This window comes from Paraburkholderia jirisanensis (assembly GCF_054782355.1).
The window spans coordinates 148,005-162,707 of the sequence record NZ_BAAGSQ010000030.1 but is presented as its reverse complement, the minus strand read 5'-3'; the positions used below and the strand labels follow the sequence as shown (position 1 = coordinate 162,707).

The window sequence follows — 14,703 nt, the reverse complement described above, 5'->3', positions numbered from 1 at the left end:
CCTTTAAGCCGGCGCGTCACATTTTTGCGCCAGCGCGTTCTCGATTGCCGTTACCAGGTCGCCGACAGTATCAATCTGCGCCGCGGTGTCCTCGCCGAACTCCACGCCGAATTCATCTTCGATGCCCATGATGATCTCTACACTATCGAGAGAATCTGCCTTGAGGTCATTGCGAAAGGATTGCTCCGGCAGTATCTGTGCCGCGTTGAGGTCGAGGGCTTCCGCGATCAAGGCTTGTGTGCGTTCCAGGGTCGTTTGCTTTGACATGTTCTGCTCTGTTAGATATTTCAGGGAAATGCGAAAGACGTGAGGCTCCGCCTGATCGCAGCCGGTATGCGAATGGGCGCAAAAGTTCGCGCACTAATGAAAGCACCCGTCTGCTCGCCACGGAGCACCTCTTCTCCACTGCCATCGCGTTTGAACGCAAACACGACAATCCAGCGAGAGAGTGAAGCCGAGGCAATCCAGGCTCGACCATGGATCAAATCGCCATAACGTATAGGCTTCACGTACTTGACTCGCGTTTCAGCGATAACCGACAAGTGCTCGGGAGCACCGTTATCGAAATGCGGAAAATGCTCGTCCATCAGGCAGACACGTAACGCCTCCATCCATCGAGGCGCAACTGTATTGCTGACGAAACCGGTGAAGTCAACTTCGTAGGGCAACGGACGAAACGTCAGTTCCGACATAAGCCCCGATGGTGCAGTTGACGGCGAGCCGTGAGTCATCGGGAGAACGACAAGGCGTGTCGTACCGGGTTTAGACTCAACTGCAGCAGACCGACAATGCCCGCGCTAAAGCTGCTCTCCGCCGCGAGGAAGTATTTCTCATAGTGCGCGTAAAGTTCTTCGCCATAGCTGCGTTCTATTTCTCCGCGGTGGTGCGTCAGGCGCGCCCGCCACTGGGCTAAGGTCCGGGCATAGTCAGGGCCGATCTGCTTTGCTTCACTGATTTCGTACCGGTCTTGAATACCCGCCTGAACGTCGCCAATACTGGGCAATGCTGAGCCGGGAAAAACACGCTCGAGTAGATAGCGCGTATCGCGTACTTCTCTCAAGCTTTCCGGCATGCGCAAGGTTACGATGGTCTGCAACCCCAACCGCGCACGATTGGTAGACACGGAGCGGCACCAATCGAAAAAGTCACCGTACACCCGACGATGTCGCCCCTCATCGCGATCCTCTAATGAGGCAAAGTGCTCAAAAGCGCCGATGGAGACAAGGGCGTCAAACCGCCCGTCCGGCGTGAAATCTCTCCATGAACTGAGCCGTACGTTGATCTGCGCGTGCTGTAGGTCGCTAGCGAAGCGATATTGATCTTCGCTCAATGTGATGCCAGTTGCTGTTGCCGCTCCCGCGTAGTCGATTGCGTACTTGAGCATGCCTCCCCACCCGCAACCCACGTCAATGACCGAGTTTCCGGGTTCAATTCCCGCAAACCGGCTTAGCCGGGCAAGCTTTTGTTGTTGCGCTTCTTCTAGAGATGCCGCACCGTCCCATACAGCACAGCTATACGCACGGTGCTGTCGATCGAGAAACAGCCCAAAGAAGCGGTTGTCCACGTCGTAGTGGTACGCGATGTCTGCCTTGGTTGCCATATTTTTCTTGCATTAAATTTCGTCTTGAACTGCCAACGATTTCTGATATTTTCGTAGCGCATGTGGCGTATCGAAAGACTCGCCCAGCAGCCCAGATAGATTGCCCAGTATGGCCCGCTCGACTTTCGACTCCCAATCCGCAGTGAAGCGGATTTCGCTATCTAGCCATTTGCCGAGCCATTCTGGATCGGGCAGCCTGCCATTTACCGTGTCGTTGGGGAACAGTGCTTTGTTGACATGCAAATTTGTCGGATGCATTGCGCGATTCATACGCGCATTGGTCATCAAGACACCGATCTTTGAAAAAGCCAATCTCGCGTCCGCAGGCGTGCTGTCTACCGCTTGCTGCATGTAGGAATAGTACGCACGAGCGTGGCGTGCCTCATCGTTCGCCAGTAGCTGATAGATCGCTCGAATCACCGGCTCAGAATGGTAGTCCCTCGCGCACCGATACCAGTTATTCAGACGTATTTCGCCACAGAAGTGTAGTGCCAGACTGTCCAGCGCTGGAGCAGGATCAAAAGAGAACCGAACGGATGCAAGTTCTGCTTCTGTCGGAAGAAACTCCGGCGCAAATCGCCGCAGATACTCCATCAACGCAAGGCTGTGCTTCTGCTCTTCGAAAAACCAGACGGAAATAAAGGCCGAGAAGTCAACATCATGCTGGTTGTCCCTCAGAAACATCTCAGCAGTCGGCATGGACGACCACTCAAGAATGGCGTTCATTTTTATGCCATGCAAGTGGCGGTCATCTATCTTCGTTTTATCGAACTCATTCCATGGAACGTCGGCATGCATGTTCCAGCGGGCGCGCTCGAAGCTATCAAATAAGGCGGGATAAAGCATAGTTTCACCTTAACCATTGTCGTGCATGTGCACGTCTTTACACTCAAGCCGTTCCATAATGAGAGGAATGCACGACCCGCACCCTGATAAACAGGACGTGTAGCATTCGAGCATTTTCGTGAATGGTAACGGCATGTCTTTCTGCGCGGCGACGATTTGATCGATCGACTTGTTGGAACAAATGCAAAACATAGCGGGCCATTGCAAATGGTGTTCTTTGGTAAGCACAGACTGCAACAATAAGCGGATAGCCAATAGGACCTTGCCGCGCGAAGCGTCGCGTCGGCGACTAGGCGAAATCACAGTACTGGCATGCGAAGTTAAAATCCCATCAATTGATTTTCAATTAATCTGAAATTATTCATTTGATAAATCATTTTCTTCTTTCAATTTTTACAAGTCAAGTTATGACATGTGAAGATTTGTCATAACCATAAAATAGCCAATTCGCATATATCAAATTTATCCTTTTTCAAGATTAGACAAAGGGAGTTTTATCGGATTCTTTCTTGCGGAATGCTGCGATGCAGATGTCTTATATCGTCTCCTTCCACCAGTCGAAACAGATTCTTCGATCACCCTTCGTTAAATGGAGCGTTTCTGACGCCACCGTCCGACTATGTCTAAACAGTCGTCGGCGCAGGCTGTGCTGACTGCGTGCTTGCCGCGCGGCTGAGCGAAGACCCGCACGTTTGGGGCGCGCTGATGGAGGCAGGCGGAACCGATTCGGCCGGCGCGTTGCAGTGCTGCAACGGCTTACCTGCATCCAGCGATCCACCGACACCGACCGCCTGTTCCAAGGCGCGCATGCGGGCGGCGCACGCGCGACCGGGCGCGCGGACGGACTGGATCGTGCTCGATCCCGACCATCCCGATCTCGCCGGGCAGACCGGTGCGACGTGGCTGTCGTCCGTCGTCTTCTGCGGGCACGGCCAAACGCCCGTGCGCGATGTTGAGACATCCAATTTCTTGCTGGCGCGGGTGAACGCCATGCGGTATTGCAAGCGATAACCCATCCGAACCCGTGTGTGCGAAGCGTTGGCGCAGTGTTCCAGCGCCTCACGCCGTTTTTTTGCGATTCGGCGGCGGATTACTGATTGAAGTAGACGACCGAATGTCTAAGTAACGGTTTGGGTCAAGGGGCTGTTCGCGCCACACCGCAGCAAAAACATTTACGACGTGTGGTCCCGGGCGCTTGGCATCCCCGCGCTGGCCCGAAATTCCCAACGCTGGATTACACCGATGGCGCGCCTCGACTCGAACTCGAACACAGCCGTCGCCCTCAACGCGAATCGCCCGAAGACCGGCATCTGTCTGCCGACCGGCCTCTGCCTCGCCATGCCGAGGGCGTCCCCGACTGAAGCACCGAGCGCCCGGCGGCCTTATTCGGCCGCCTGTGCCGGCATCACGGCGGCGCCTTCGTATCGCCGCGCCGCCGCGCTCAACTCGGCGGCGATCCGCGCGCGCAAATGCTCGGGCGCCAGCAGTTCCACCGTCGCGGCATGTCCGAGCAGCAAGTTTCGCAGCGCCAGCGAAGGCGTCAGCGTCGCGCTCAGCACGAAGCCGCCGGGCTCTTCGGTAATGCGCTGATCGTCGGCCAACCGTGCGGCGCGAAACGGACTGCGCACGCCGTTCGGCTCGATCACGCGCAGTACCACCGGCTCGGGCGGCTCCGGAAACCATTCGAAGATCTTTTCGCCGCGAATGAAAGCGGCCAGATCGAAGCTTGCATCGCGCTGCATGATGACGCCGCGCGACTGGACCGTGGCGATGCGGTCCATGCGCAGCAGGAACGGGGCGCCCTGCGCGCCGCTCGAACGGCGCAGGCTCACCACCAGATACCAGAACGGCGCCTTTTCCACGATCGCGTAAGGCAGCACCAGGTAATCGCGCAGCCCGCCCTCCGGCACATCGGTAGCGCGATAAGTGATGGCCAGCGATTCGTCGCGATATAGCGCCGCGCACACCGCATCGAACGCCGCGTCGTCGACCTCGGGCGCCAGCATCGGATAGCCGGGCTCGACCCGCGCGGTCTTGCCGATCCAAGCCTGCGCGCTGCGAACGCGCGAATCCGACGGCGACGTGCCCAATACGCGATTGGCACCCTCAAGATATTCCTGAAAATCGCCGATAACGCCGGGAGGAACATGGTGTCTCGCCAATTGGCGCAATTTCAGCAAGGCCAGTGAAAGATCAACCGGCGGCCGAATGGAATCACGCGGACCGCGCGCCAACAACGTCCATTGGGTATTGCGGCCATCGCCATCGCGTTGAATCAAACGGGCGTCCTGCAATTTCACAAACAGGCGCCGCACGGTCTTTTCACCCAATTGCGGCAAACGCGCCAACACCGCGCTTTTGAGTTCGCCTGAGGGCCAGGCGCGTTGCGACTGCGACGCCATGACGTCGAGTACGGTTTTTTCTTCCAGTGTGAGCATGAATGGAGCGGATATCTTGGTTCGAACACGCGTGAATCCCGAGCATGCTGCCATATTAGGCCGCGAATCGGACATGCCATGTCCAGATCCCGATTCACAATGCCCCGACTCGAACGCGACACACTCGTCGGCGCGAAACCGCCGCCGTCCTTCGATTATCGCAGCGCCTAATATCGGCTCAGCCACGGCTTCAGTCAGGATCAACAATGAATAACGAATACCAGAAAACCCTAGCCCAGTCCGTCAGCGTATGTCCGATCTGGCCGGCCGAGGCCACGCGGAAAATCGGCCAGATGATCGGCGAGATCAATCAGGCCAATACCATCACGGGCAATATTTCGGCCACCGCGCAAAACGCTGCGATAAAAGGGGGGTTCGCGGCCGAAACCTTTCACGCCGAATCCTTCAATCTCGATGCGATCCTGAAGGACAAGGACGTGCGCGCCTTCACTGACAGCTTCAGGCAAACCCCGCTGATGCGCAACGATCAGACCCACGACATCGTGGTGATGAAGGACGGCGAGCAGGTGCTCGGCGCGCAATTAAAGTATTTCAAGGACGCCGACGCCACCCAGAAGGCCTTCCGTTCGACCCGCGACGGCGTTCACGATTACGAGCGGGCCGACCGCTTCATCGGCCCGTCCGATCAGATCGAGGGCATCCAGGCGTCCGCGCACAAGACCGTGCTGAAGAATCAGCAGACCCGCCCCGAGGTGGCGCGCGCGGCCGAGAAGGTGCGCGACAACACGGCCGGCCAGATCGAGGTGGACGGCGTGCAATCCACCCCGCTCAGCAAGACCGAGGCCGAGCAGATCGGCGCCGGCACGCAGCAAGGCAAGGACACGCACCAGCGCATGCAGGACGGCTATCTGAACAAGGCCACGGTCCAGCAGAGCCTGCGCGCGGCCGGCTCGGCTGCCGTCATCACGGCGGTGACGGCCGGTTGCATCAACACCTTCCAGAGCATCAAGCTGGTGCGCGACGGCGAATTGAGCGCCGAGCAGGCGGCGCTGCGCATCTTGCGCGACACCGCAATCGCGGCCGGCGACAGCGCCCTGAAGGCCGGCGCGGCCACCGCTAGTGTCAGCCTCGCGGCGCGCTCGCTGCCGTCGCTGTTCTCGGGTTCGGCGTTCCAGACCAGCCTGGCCAGCGGCGCGATCGCCGGCGCGACGGTCTGCGCTGTGGATCTGGTGCAATGCCTAGTGCTGTTCGCGGCCGGCAAGATGACGCGCGATGAGCTGGAAACGCGCACCGGCAAGAACATCTTCCAGACCGGCGCCGCTGTGGTGGGTGCCTCGGTGGGTGGCTCGATCGGCGCGCTGGGCGGCCCGGTGGGCATACTGATTGGCAGCCTGGTGGGCGGCATGATCACCTCGCTGGCGATGAATATCGCGCTCGATAATCACCTCGATAAGCCGTTCCAGCTGACCCTGGTGGCTACAGAACAAGTGGTGGCGAACGGCCTGGACGCGCATGGCGCCTTGCAGTACCTGCAACACTCGCAGGTGTATTTCGCGGAGTTTCATCAGGGGCTCGTGCTGTCCGAGCACCATTTCGAGCAGCAAATCAAAACCATGCAAGCGCAGGGCACGCGCCTGAAAAACAAGATCAACAATCTCTGAGATATCACGATGAATCAAGCCAGCCTGAGCGAACCCGCGCAGATTTTCGGGGTACCGCTCGACAGTTCGGAACTCGCGGCGATCAACGGGCTCGTCGAAAAACACCGGGCCAATGCCACCGTCACGCAGCAATTGGCGATGGACGCTTCAAGGCTCGTCACGGCCAGCCAGGAGCGCCTGGCGCACCAGTCGGAAGCTGGTTTCTTCAAGCGCCTGGCGCATGCAGTGAGCGGTAAGACCAGCGAAAACCAGGCGCTGAACCAGGCGGACATGCTGCAAATGCAGCGCTTTGCCTGGCATTACCTGCAGCAATTGCAGCAGCAGAACCTGATCACGGCGCAAAGCATCGCGGTGATCCGCAACAACCTCGGCACGATGAACGAAGTGATCATCGAAACCCGGGATTTTCTCGAACAGGCGATCGACCGGATCGATCAGCGCCTGCGCCATGTCGAGAACAACACGAATTTCAGCAGTTGGGCGCTCAATATCGAGGCCAACAAGCGGCGCTTCGCGCCGATCCCCAAGAACCTGCTGATTCTGCGGCTTGCCTATGATTTCGTGCGTCAGCATCCGGGTGCGATGCTGACCGGCCGCGACGTCGGCAATTACCTCGTCACCACGCTGGAAAAGCTCGGCGTGAATTGCGACGAAACCGTGCGCCTGCTCGATTTCATCAATGATTTGATCGATCAGATTGGCTTGGTGGGCCTCGATCAATACCGCGCCACCGTCGCGCTGTCGACCGATGCGCACGACATCGATTCGGCCTATATCCAGAAGTCGATTTCCGGCGTCGGTTTCAATGCGCTGTATTTCCTGGTCGATCACTACGAGAAGATCGCCGACCTGATCGGCGATCCAGAGCTGTGCGCCAGCGACGCGGCGCGCGAGAAAATCATCGCCAAATTCTTCGGCCAAGAGCTGAACGGCTTGGCCGCGACCTACAGCATTCGCGATCTGATCTGCGAAATCATCGGCGGCAGCCAGCTGGCGATCTCGGTGTATCGCGATCAGCACGGACTCGACGTGCCGCCCGAGGCACCCGCTCTGGACGCGGAAGCCGCGCCGGAGCAGATCGCGCTGGTGTCGTCGCTGCCGGACATCACCGCGCACAGCTTCCTCGACGCCTGCGGCAGCCAACAAGCCAAGCGCGATTACCTGCTGCTGCTGGCCTTATGCGTGGACAACGCGGCCGCGCTGAACCGCCCGGCGCGCGAATTCATCGCGCTGCTGGCCGACCATGCCGGTGCGCCCGAGCTGCTCCAGGAGGTGCTCGCGCTGGCCGACGATCCGCGTAAGGCGTTGCACTGCCAGCCGATCATGCAGGCCCTGCTCGACGACGAGAACAAGAAAGCCACTTGGCTGCTCGACGCCTTCTTCCTGCTGACGCTCGCGCAAAAGCCGATCGAAAGCCCGGCGATCAAGATCGTGCTCGGCCTGCTCAAGCCGGCGAATCTGAAAGGCAGTCTGCCTAACCTGCTGCTAATGGTGAACGGCGAGGACCCCGCCGCCGTGCTCGACGCGGCCCAGCAGTTGAACGCGAGCACTCAGGGCTGGAAGAACCTGGTGCGCTACCGTGCGGTGCGTTTCGAGGCCTGCTATTCCGAGGTGCTCAAGCCGTTGAGCATGAGCAGCTGGGCCAATATGCGAATCACGCTCGAAGTCGGCAGCGTGTCCATGAAGGCCATGGAATATGCGTACTACATGCCCTCGTCCGACGGCGGTTTCCTGAGCGGCCTGGTGGACAAGGCCGGCTCCGCCGCGTACAGCCTCGGGCGACGTTCGGCGCTGTCGAGCCTGAACGAACTCCGGAAGAAGGCACGCGATTTCTTGTCGGAGCACCAATCGGCGCTGTACGCGGCGAACAGCCGGATTGTGCGCTGGAACCTGCCCAAATTCGAATTCTCGGACGACATTGCCTATTCCGATTACGTGCTGGACGACTCCACCGACAACGAAGACTGGGGCGACCAGTTCCAGCGCTACTGCAACCAGATCGATCACACGCTCAATGCATTTTCCAGCGTGTGCACCGAAGCCGCCGAGCAGCTCGAGTTTTTCGTCAAGGGCGATTTCGATTCCTCGGTCATCGCGATCAAGGAACGCAAACGCGCGGAATGGCAGCAGAAGCAGGCGTTGGAACAGCTGGAGAAGCGGTCGGTGGCCGTCGTGAAGGATGGCGAACCCTGCCTGCTCGGCCTCGAATGGCAGCAAGTGGCGCAGCCGCCGTGCGAAGCGGAGAAGATTACTCACATCCGCACCGACGGCAAGATCTGGCTGGTGGTGGCCAGCATCGATTCCAAGGACCGCTTCTATCGCAGCGAAGACGGTTTGCAATGGCAGGAGGTGCGGCTTGATGCGCCCGAATGCGAGGTCAGCCTGAACAAGCTCGAGATCGTCAACGGCGTCTGGATCGTGTGGAACCGCTCGTGGTCGCGCGGTCCGCGCCCCGAGGGCTTTTACTACTCGCGCGACGCATTGAACTGGCAACACAGTGCCGGCCCCGCGCCCGCGAACAACAGCAAACTGTCGCTCAATGACGGGCGCTTGTCTTATCACGACATCGTGTATTTCAACGGCGTGTGGCTGTGGACCGCGACGAAATACCAGCGTTACAGCTATGTCGAAAAAGGCTTCTTTTCCGATACCACCAAGTCGGGCTCGTATGCGCAAACCCTTGTGTTCCGCGGGGCCGATCTAGCCGGCCCTTGGGAGCCCTGGGATCAGACGCCGCGCACCGACGAGGGCGTGGAGATCGAAAGGATCTGCGCCCTGCCCGGCCGCAATGGCTTGCTGGCGTTCTGCAAATACGACTGGTCGTACATGCGCGACAAGAAGAAGCCCGAGCAGCCACCGTTCGTCATGTACTACGGCGCGGCCAAAGCGTGGCAAAAATGCGACTGGGACAGCAGCTCGCGCTACACCGCGTCCAGCACGACCTCAGTTCACCTAGGCTCGGGTGGCGGCCTCATGTGCGTCGCGTCGGAACTGTTCACCTCCGACAAGGGCTATGCGTGGACGCATCGCGACACACCGATCCACATCGGCCAATGCTTCGCGCTGCAAGACCTGAGCTTGATTACCTCGAGCAGCGGCGGAACGATCCTGGTGAGCCAGGACGACGGGCTCAGCTTCAAGGAACTACGCATGGAGGACGGCCAATGGAACCACTTGACCGCCAACAACACGAACCTGCTGGCTGTGTACTACGAGAATCGGCACGAGGAAACCGTGCTGCGCATCGGACGCTATCGCTATCTGCCGCAGTCCTGATCCGCTGAATCCTGCTGAACCACGCGGCCGCCACGAGCGGCCGCGTTTCATTTCATTGCCGTGATTTCAGCGGATTCGCAGCGCTTCCGGACAGGGCGCGTCCAGCTCCGCACCTAGCATGGAATCAGTCACGCACTCAGGCGTTGACGCCATCTCACCACCGGAGTCGAACACCATGCCTTACAACAACTCAGCACTCGAAACGCTCGCCGCCTTTGCCATCACGTTCGCGGCAGGCCTGCTCTCCAGCATCGCGGTCGGGAAATACGTCGACAAGGTGCGCCGCGATGCGATCGATTCGGTGTCGCGCCCGGCCTGAACGCGGCGCGCTCAAGCCGCCCGGAGCCGTGCGTCGATCGCCTGCAAGGCCGCCAGCGCGCCCCACTGGTTGATGTTCCGCTGTCGCTCACGAGACGTAGGCGTGGCGTCTTTTGAGGAGGTCGATTAGCTTCGTATGCTGCTGCGCTGATTGTTAGCGATCTGCGCACCCTTGTCGACTGTCTGCTTCTGGTCGCCAGTCGCCGACTGCATCAGCCGCAAGTGACCCGCACATTGATCCACCCACCCGTTGTCATACTGGTCAATTGCAGCGCCGCACGCCTTCGAGAAATGTGTAGTCGTCAATCAAGTTGTCGTTACGGTTCGAGTGGTCGCAATTGGCGGGTGACTGCCGGATGCGATCAGCATCAATCGACCTTTTGCGGACCGACTAGCTGTCGCGGCATCTGCGTCGGCTTTCGGCCTTCTTTCAATCATTCGACCACGTCTCGCGCGCGCCTGGGAACGGTATTCAGGCAGCCGTTGGAAAAATGGGCCATCCGATCTCGGTTCGCCAGGCCGTCGTGTCGAAAGTCTCGTGCGGCCCGACCAGATAGTACTCACGGATCGGCCCCGCGATTGCCAGCGCATGCTGTGCCACATACGAGGCCAATGCCCCATAAGCGAGGTCAATATCGGTATGCGGCCCAACATGCGTAATAGTGGCCAAGTCGATTTGAGGAACCACGAGCGGCAGCACTCGACCCATCGGGCGCACCGTAGCTTCGCACGGTACGAAGATGGTTGCTTCTCCGCGTGCATCCGAGAACAAGGCGTTCGAGAAGATACCGCCCGCCGGTCCAGCGGACGGAACGTGTTGCGTGGCGAGCGTGGCATAAAGCTCCGCAACGGCACCTTGATACCAGGACAATGCGTCCTTGACATCGACGACCTGTGTAATTGCGGCTGCCAGGGTGGCGCCGACGCTGCGCTGTTCGATGCGAGCGGCCGCTCGCGCTGAATGCTGTAACAAATCACGCAAGGACGCGACCGCGCTCTGAGTGCGGGCAAGACTGATCTCCAGACGCTGCAGATGTGCGGAGATCAGCGCGTTGCGGCTCTCGAGATCTCGAGCGGCGAGAACCGCACGGATTTCCTCCAGCGGCATATCAAGGGCGCGGAAACGGCGTATGACTTGAGCTATCGGAATCTGATCGGTCGCATAACGGCGGTAGCCCGTTTGTGCATTGACCTCCACTGGCGTGAGGAGGCCCGTCTCATGATAGTGGCGCAGCGTCTTGACGCTCAAATGCGTCGCGCGCGCGAAATCGCCAATCGTCAAGGATGGTTTCATGCGGGGATTGTGCACTCTCCCCTTGGGGGAGAGTCAAGCCCCTTGGGGACTGTTGACTCTCCCGTTGCGGGAGCAATCACGATAAGCGCTCCGGGCCACAACGCCCACATATCAATGGAGCAATGGAACATGACACCTGCACTTACTGGCGTTCTTGCTGAGCACATCAAGGCCGTCAATGCTTTCGACACCGAGGCGATCGTCGCGACCTTCGCGCCGGACGCCTATGTGAACGACAACCGTCGGGAGATTAGAGGGATCAACGCGATCCGGCGATGGGTCGAGAAGGAAATGGTCGGCGACCGGGTGACCCTCGACGTACGCGAAGTTGTCGATCACTACGGCGACGTCATTATCAGAGCCGCGTATGACGGCGAATATGATAAATCTGCCCTCCCGCCCGGGGAATTGGTCATGTCGAACTACTTCAGTGTACGAGGCGATAAAATTGTCAGCCTTGCTGTCATTCGTAACCAGCCCTCGCCGTATTGACCTCCGCGGTATTGACTACCCGGGCAGGCACTCCAGCAATCGGGTAACCGGCAAATGCAGGTGATATCGCAAGCGTGGCGAGCAACATGAATCGATACATCTACGAGCACCCGCATGACGCGCAAGGGCGCGTCTCAGCTCATCCGCGACTGAACGGCGGCCTGCTCAATCGCCGGCGAGCTGAGTCCGGCACCGTTTCAGGCGGCACCATGAGGCGTGGCGTGTTGGCAGTGTGCATATTCGCTGCAGCGGCCGGCGCGAACGCGACCTCAGAGCCCTTCAGCTTTTATGGCACATGGAAAGTCGACAAGCTCGTTGGCTATAGTGAAATCTCTGTCGGCGAAGATCAACTGCGTGGGCTGATCGGCAAGCAGATCGTGATCGGCAAGAACAGCTTGAAAGTGGGCGACGACGATTGCAAGGCAGACAACATGCGTGCCGCAACGCGCGCGACTGCGCCGATTCTGTTGCGCGAGTACAAGGCCGGCGTTAAGGATGCCGGCGTTCCTGCACGGACTCTCGTGCTTGATGCCGATCCTTGCGGGTATGTGTTCCGTGCAGGTCGTGAGATCGTGTTGAGTCAGGATGGCGGGTTTTATCGGGCCAGCCGGGTTAAACCTTAGGCTTCGTCGTGCGTCGTTGGAGGGTGACCGAAACCTTCAGCTCACGATCTCTTCTCGCTCGAACGCGGCGATGCGCCGCTGATGATCTCCATTCCCCATCTCGGCACGCACATTCCAGATGCCCTGCGCGACCCGTACACGGATATCGCGCTGACGCTCGCGGATACCGACTGGCATCTCGAGCGCCTCTACGGATTCGCCCGCGCGCTCGGCGCGACGATCCTCGGTGCGCGCGTGTCGCGCGACGTGATCGACTTGAACCGGCCGTCGAACGACGAGAGCCTGTCTCCCGGGCTGACCACCACGTCGCTGTGCCCGACCGAAACGTTTCGCGGCGCGCCGCTGTATCGCGAGGGCTGCGCGCCCGACGCCGCCGAGCGCAAGCGCCGCGTGGCCACTTACTGGCAGCCGTATCACGACGCCCTGCATGAACACGTGCCGCGCCTGCGCCGCCAGCATCGCAACGTGCTGCTGTGGCAAACGCACTCGATCTCAAGCGTGCTGCCACGGCTTTTCGAAGGGACGCTGCCGGATTTGAACATCGGCACACAGGATGGCCGCACCGCCGCGCCCTCGGTGCAGGATGCGGTGCTGCGCGCCGCCGCGGCAAGTCCGTTCACGTGGATTGCGAACGGACGCTTCAAGCGCGGCTTTATCACGCGGCACTGCGGTGCGCCGGAGGACGGTGTGCATGCGATGCAGATGGAGATGGGGCAGTCCATCTATATGAGCGAGGGCGCGCCGTTCGACTAGCTGCCGGAGGTGGTGCAGAAAGTGGAGTTGGTGGTGCGCGGGATGGTGAGAGGGCTTAATGCGATCGGTGGGTTGAATGCGGGCGATGTGCGGGAAAAGTGAGCGCGGTGCTTCCTTGCCGGGAGTTCTTGGGGATTCATTTCTGACGCAGAGGGCTGTAGCCGACCCGTCTGAGCCGTTCGACCCAGCGCGACCTCAATGACCGTTTCCTTGATACAACGGCCGCCGGACTAGAGGTACCCACGCGCCACGATCCGGCGACGACGCATGAACGGAGCGGCGTTATACTCAGCATGTTGCAGTCGTCGGAAAGTGGGCGTCGAAGATGGATCGCGTGCTTTGCCGGTGCGACAACTGCCTAAAAATCCAAAATACGCCGCGAACGGGGTGCGGTTATCGGATTCACACGATAAGCGTAGATGATAAAACAGCGCGATGAGCGGCAAGGGAAAAATTGGCTATGTTTCGACTGGAGAGCGACCTTCCGTTTAAGTGCGAGCTTTGCGGCACGCAACAGATTCTTTTGAGTGCTTCCACGCGTTTTCAGGAAACGGGGTATCACACGGAAAGACACGAACTATTTCCTTGCTTGGGATGCCAGCAGTTCCTATCACTCGGCTATAAAATCATCGCCGACGATGACACACACCCTGGTTTTTCCAGTACAGTATTTCTGACGCATCCAAATAATATCGCATTTCTCAACGATAACCCGAAGATCATCCGCGATCCTGTCTTTGAGTCCGATATCGAAGGACTATCGCCGTTGGACTACCACCGAACATTGCTCGCGCTTGACGAACTCAAACGGAATATCGCTGGGCTGGCGACGTTGGATAGGCGCATGTTCGAACAGGTCGTCGCTGAACTATTCCGTGCGAAAGGATTCAAGGTTGAAGTTACGAAGAAGACGAGGGACGGGGGCACCGACATCATCGGCGTGATCAATAACGACGGCGTGCCGTTCAAGATTTTCGTTCAATGTAAGCGCAACGACCCTGGTAATCCAACCGGCGTCGATGTCATCCGTTCGGCATACGGTGTCCATCAAGCCTCAAATGGCCCAAATAAGACTATTATTGTCAGTGCAACTTATTTCACGAAAGACGCAATTACTTTTCAAGAAACGCTAGCCCAAAGCAGTTGGCACCTAGACTTGCGTGACTACGACGATATCGTTCGGTGGGTCGAAAACCACCCTTTGTAACGATCAGTGACTACAACAAGGCCAAGCTTTCGCAATCACCCAGCGAACGCGACATCAGCACCGAACAGTTCACCAACTGCTCCCGTCGTAAAGTCTTGGTTCAATAAAGCAGGCGACCAACTGGAATTTTCAATTGAAGATTCAGCCGACCACTGCGAAGAACTGTCCGGCGCAGCGTTTATTGATGTAGACCGGTGCTGGCGAAGAGTTACCTGAGACCTTGTATCGATAAAG

Annotated in this window: 14 protein-coding genes and 1 pseudogene; 8 read left to right on the top strand and 7 right to left on the bottom strand. The window is 58.9% G+C overall.

The genetic code is table 11. The features are described from left to right. Nucleotides 1–3 precede the first annotated feature (3 nt). The 4 genes from acpP to ACYVNQ_RS30575 are packed head-to-tail and all read right to left on the bottom strand — an operon-like array spanning nucleotide 4 to nucleotide 2,446. Nucleotides 4–267 carry an acyl carrier protein gene (gene acpP / locus ACYVNQ_RS30590; protein WP_460908045.1) on the bottom strand — a complete coding sequence of 88 codons (264 nt, stop codon included), beginning with the start codon at nucleotides 265–267 and terminating at the stop codon, nucleotides 4–6. A gap of 20 nt (nucleotides 268–287) precedes the next feature. Beyond that, the gene (locus tag ACYVNQ_RS30585; RefSeq protein ID WP_460908043.1) at nucleotides 288–692 is read right to left on the bottom strand and encodes an acyl-CoA thioesterase; all 405 of its coding nucleotides are present in this window, start codon (nucleotides 690–692) and stop codon (nucleotides 288–290) included. A gap of 35 nt (nucleotides 693–727) precedes the next feature. Beyond that, nucleotides 728–1,600: a class I SAM-dependent methyltransferase gene (locus ACYVNQ_RS30580; RefSeq protein ID WP_460908041.1), complete on the bottom strand. Its 873-nt coding sequence runs from the start codon at nucleotides 1,598–1,600 to the stop codon at nucleotides 728–730. A gap of 12 nt (nucleotides 1,601–1,612) precedes the next feature. Beyond that, complete coding sequence (locus ACYVNQ_RS30575; protein ID WP_460908039.1) at nucleotides 1,613–2,446, bottom strand: ferritin family protein; 834 nt, start codon at nucleotides 2,444–2,446, stop codon at nucleotides 1,613–1,615. 705 nt (nucleotides 2,447–3,151) lie between these two features. Here ACYVNQ_RS30575 and ACYVNQ_RS30570 point away from each other — a divergent pair. Next, on the top strand, nucleotides 3,152–3,457 hold the full coding sequence (locus ACYVNQ_RS30570) for a hypothetical protein (protein ID WP_460908037.1): 306 nt from the start codon (nucleotides 3,152–3,154) through the stop codon (nucleotides 3,455–3,457). A 371-nt stretch (nucleotides 3,458–3,828) separates the two neighbouring features. Here ACYVNQ_RS30570 and ACYVNQ_RS30565 read toward each other — a convergent pair whose 3' ends face one another. Continuing rightward, on the bottom strand, nucleotides 3,829–5,088 hold the full coding sequence (locus ACYVNQ_RS30565; RefSeq protein WP_460908034.1) for a helix-turn-helix transcriptional regulator: 1,260 nt from the start codon (nucleotides 5,086–5,088) through the stop codon (nucleotides 3,829–3,831). Between the two features lie 2 nt (nucleotides 5,089–5,090). Between ACYVNQ_RS30565 and ACYVNQ_RS30560 the strand changes: the two genes are divergently transcribed. Next, on the top strand, nucleotides 5,091–6,506 hold the full coding sequence (locus ACYVNQ_RS30560; protein ID WP_460908032.1) for a hypothetical protein: 1,416 nt from the start codon (nucleotides 5,091–5,093) through the stop codon (nucleotides 6,504–6,506). A 147-nt stretch (nucleotides 6,507–6,653) separates the two neighbouring features. Here the strand turns inward: ACYVNQ_RS30560 and ACYVNQ_RS30555 are convergent, their stop codons facing one another. Next, complete coding sequence (locus tag ACYVNQ_RS30555; RefSeq protein WP_460908030.1) at nucleotides 6,654–6,956, bottom strand: hypothetical protein; 303 nt, start codon at nucleotides 6,954–6,956, stop codon at nucleotides 6,654–6,656. On the opposite strand from ACYVNQ_RS30555, the gene ACYVNQ_RS30550 reads away from it, so the two are divergent. After that, nucleotides 6,891–9,782 carry a hypothetical protein gene (locus ACYVNQ_RS30550; RefSeq protein ID WP_460908028.1) on the top strand — a complete coding sequence of 964 codons (2,892 nt, stop codon included), beginning with the start codon at nucleotides 6,891–6,893 and terminating at the stop codon, nucleotides 9,780–9,782. The two genes, ACYVNQ_RS30555 and ACYVNQ_RS30550, sit on opposite strands and share 66 nt — an antisense overlap. A gap of 175 nt (nucleotides 9,783–9,957) precedes the next feature. Continuing rightward, nucleotides 9,958–10,101, top strand: a complete 144-nt coding sequence (locus tag ACYVNQ_RS30545; RefSeq protein ID WP_460908025.1) for a hypothetical protein — start codon at nucleotides 9,958–9,960, stop codon at nucleotides 10,099–10,101. Between the two features lie 471 nt (nucleotides 10,102–10,572). On the opposite strand, the gene ACYVNQ_RS30540 is transcribed toward ACYVNQ_RS30545, so the two are convergent. Continuing rightward, a complete protein-coding gene (locus tag ACYVNQ_RS30540; RefSeq protein WP_460908022.1) occupies nucleotides 10,573–11,394 on the bottom strand; it encodes a MerR family transcriptional regulator in 822 nt (273 codons plus the stop codon). Nucleotides 11,395–11,523: 129 nt separating this feature from the next. Between ACYVNQ_RS30540 and ACYVNQ_RS30535 the strand changes: the two genes are divergently transcribed. From ACYVNQ_RS30535 to ACYVNQ_RS30520, 4 genes and pseudogenes are all read left to right on the top strand, one after another. Beyond that, nucleotides 11,524–11,886, top strand: a complete 363-nt coding sequence (locus ACYVNQ_RS30535; RefSeq protein WP_460908019.1) for a nuclear transport factor 2 family protein — start codon at nucleotides 11,524–11,526, stop codon at nucleotides 11,884–11,886. Between the two features lie 86 nt (nucleotides 11,887–11,972). After that, nucleotides 11,973–12,509, top strand: coding sequence for a hypothetical protein (locus ACYVNQ_RS30530; RefSeq protein WP_460908017.1), 537 nt, complete (start codon nucleotides 11,973–11,975; stop codon nucleotides 12,507–12,509). Nucleotides 12,510–12,590: 81 nt separating this feature from the next. Then, nucleotides 12,591–13,364 (top strand): annotated as a pseudogene (gene hutG / locus ACYVNQ_RS30525) (N-formylglutamate deformylase). Between the two features lie 358 nt (nucleotides 13,365–13,722). After that, nucleotides 13,723–14,469, top strand: a complete 747-nt coding sequence (locus ACYVNQ_RS30520; protein ID WP_460908015.1) for a restriction endonuclease — start codon at nucleotides 13,723–13,725, stop codon at nucleotides 14,467–14,469. The last annotated feature ends 234 nt before the right edge of the window (nucleotides 14,470–14,703 follow it).

Coding starts and splice junctions, on each gene's coding strand:
- acpP (WP_460908045.1), bottom strand. CDS start 267: ATGTCAAAGCAAACGACCCTGGAACGCACACAAGCCTTGATCGCGGAA.
- ACYVNQ_RS30585 (WP_460908043.1), bottom strand. CDS start 692: ATGTCGGAACTGACGTTTCGTCCGTTGCCCTACGAAGTTGACTTCACC.
- ACYVNQ_RS30580 (WP_460908041.1), bottom strand. CDS start 1,600: ATGGCAACCAAGGCAGACATCGCGTACCACTACGACGTGGACAACCGC.
- ACYVNQ_RS30575 (WP_460908039.1), bottom strand. CDS start 2,446: ATGCTTTATCCCGCCTTATTTGATAGCTTCGAGCGCGCCCGCTGGAAC.
- ACYVNQ_RS30570 (WP_460908037.1), top strand. CDS start 3,152: ATGGAGGCAGGCGGAACCGATTCGGCCGGCGCGTTGCAGTGCTGCAAC.
- ACYVNQ_RS30560 (WP_460908032.1), top strand. CDS start 5,091: ATGAATAACGAATACCAGAAAACCCTAGCCCAGTCCGTCAGCGTATGT.
- ACYVNQ_RS30555 (WP_460908030.1), bottom strand. CDS start 6,956: ATGGCGCAGGCGCTGATCGATCCGGTCGATCGCCTGTTCGAGAAAATC.
- ACYVNQ_RS30545 (WP_460908025.1), top strand. CDS start 9,958: ATGCCTTACAACAACTCAGCACTCGAAACGCTCGCCGCCTTTGCCATC.
- ACYVNQ_RS30540 (WP_460908022.1), bottom strand. CDS start 11,394: ATGAAACCATCCTTGACGATTGGCGATTTCGCGCGCGCGACGCATTTG.
- ACYVNQ_RS30535 (WP_460908019.1), top strand. CDS start 11,524: ATGACACCTGCACTTACTGGCGTTCTTGCTGAGCACATCAAGGCCGTC.
- ACYVNQ_RS30530 (WP_460908017.1), top strand. CDS start 11,973: ATGAATCGATACATCTACGAGCACCCGCATGACGCGCAAGGGCGCGTC.
- ACYVNQ_RS30520 (WP_460908015.1), top strand. CDS start 13,723: ATGTTTCGACTGGAGAGCGACCTTCCGTTTAAGTGCGAGCTTTGCGGC.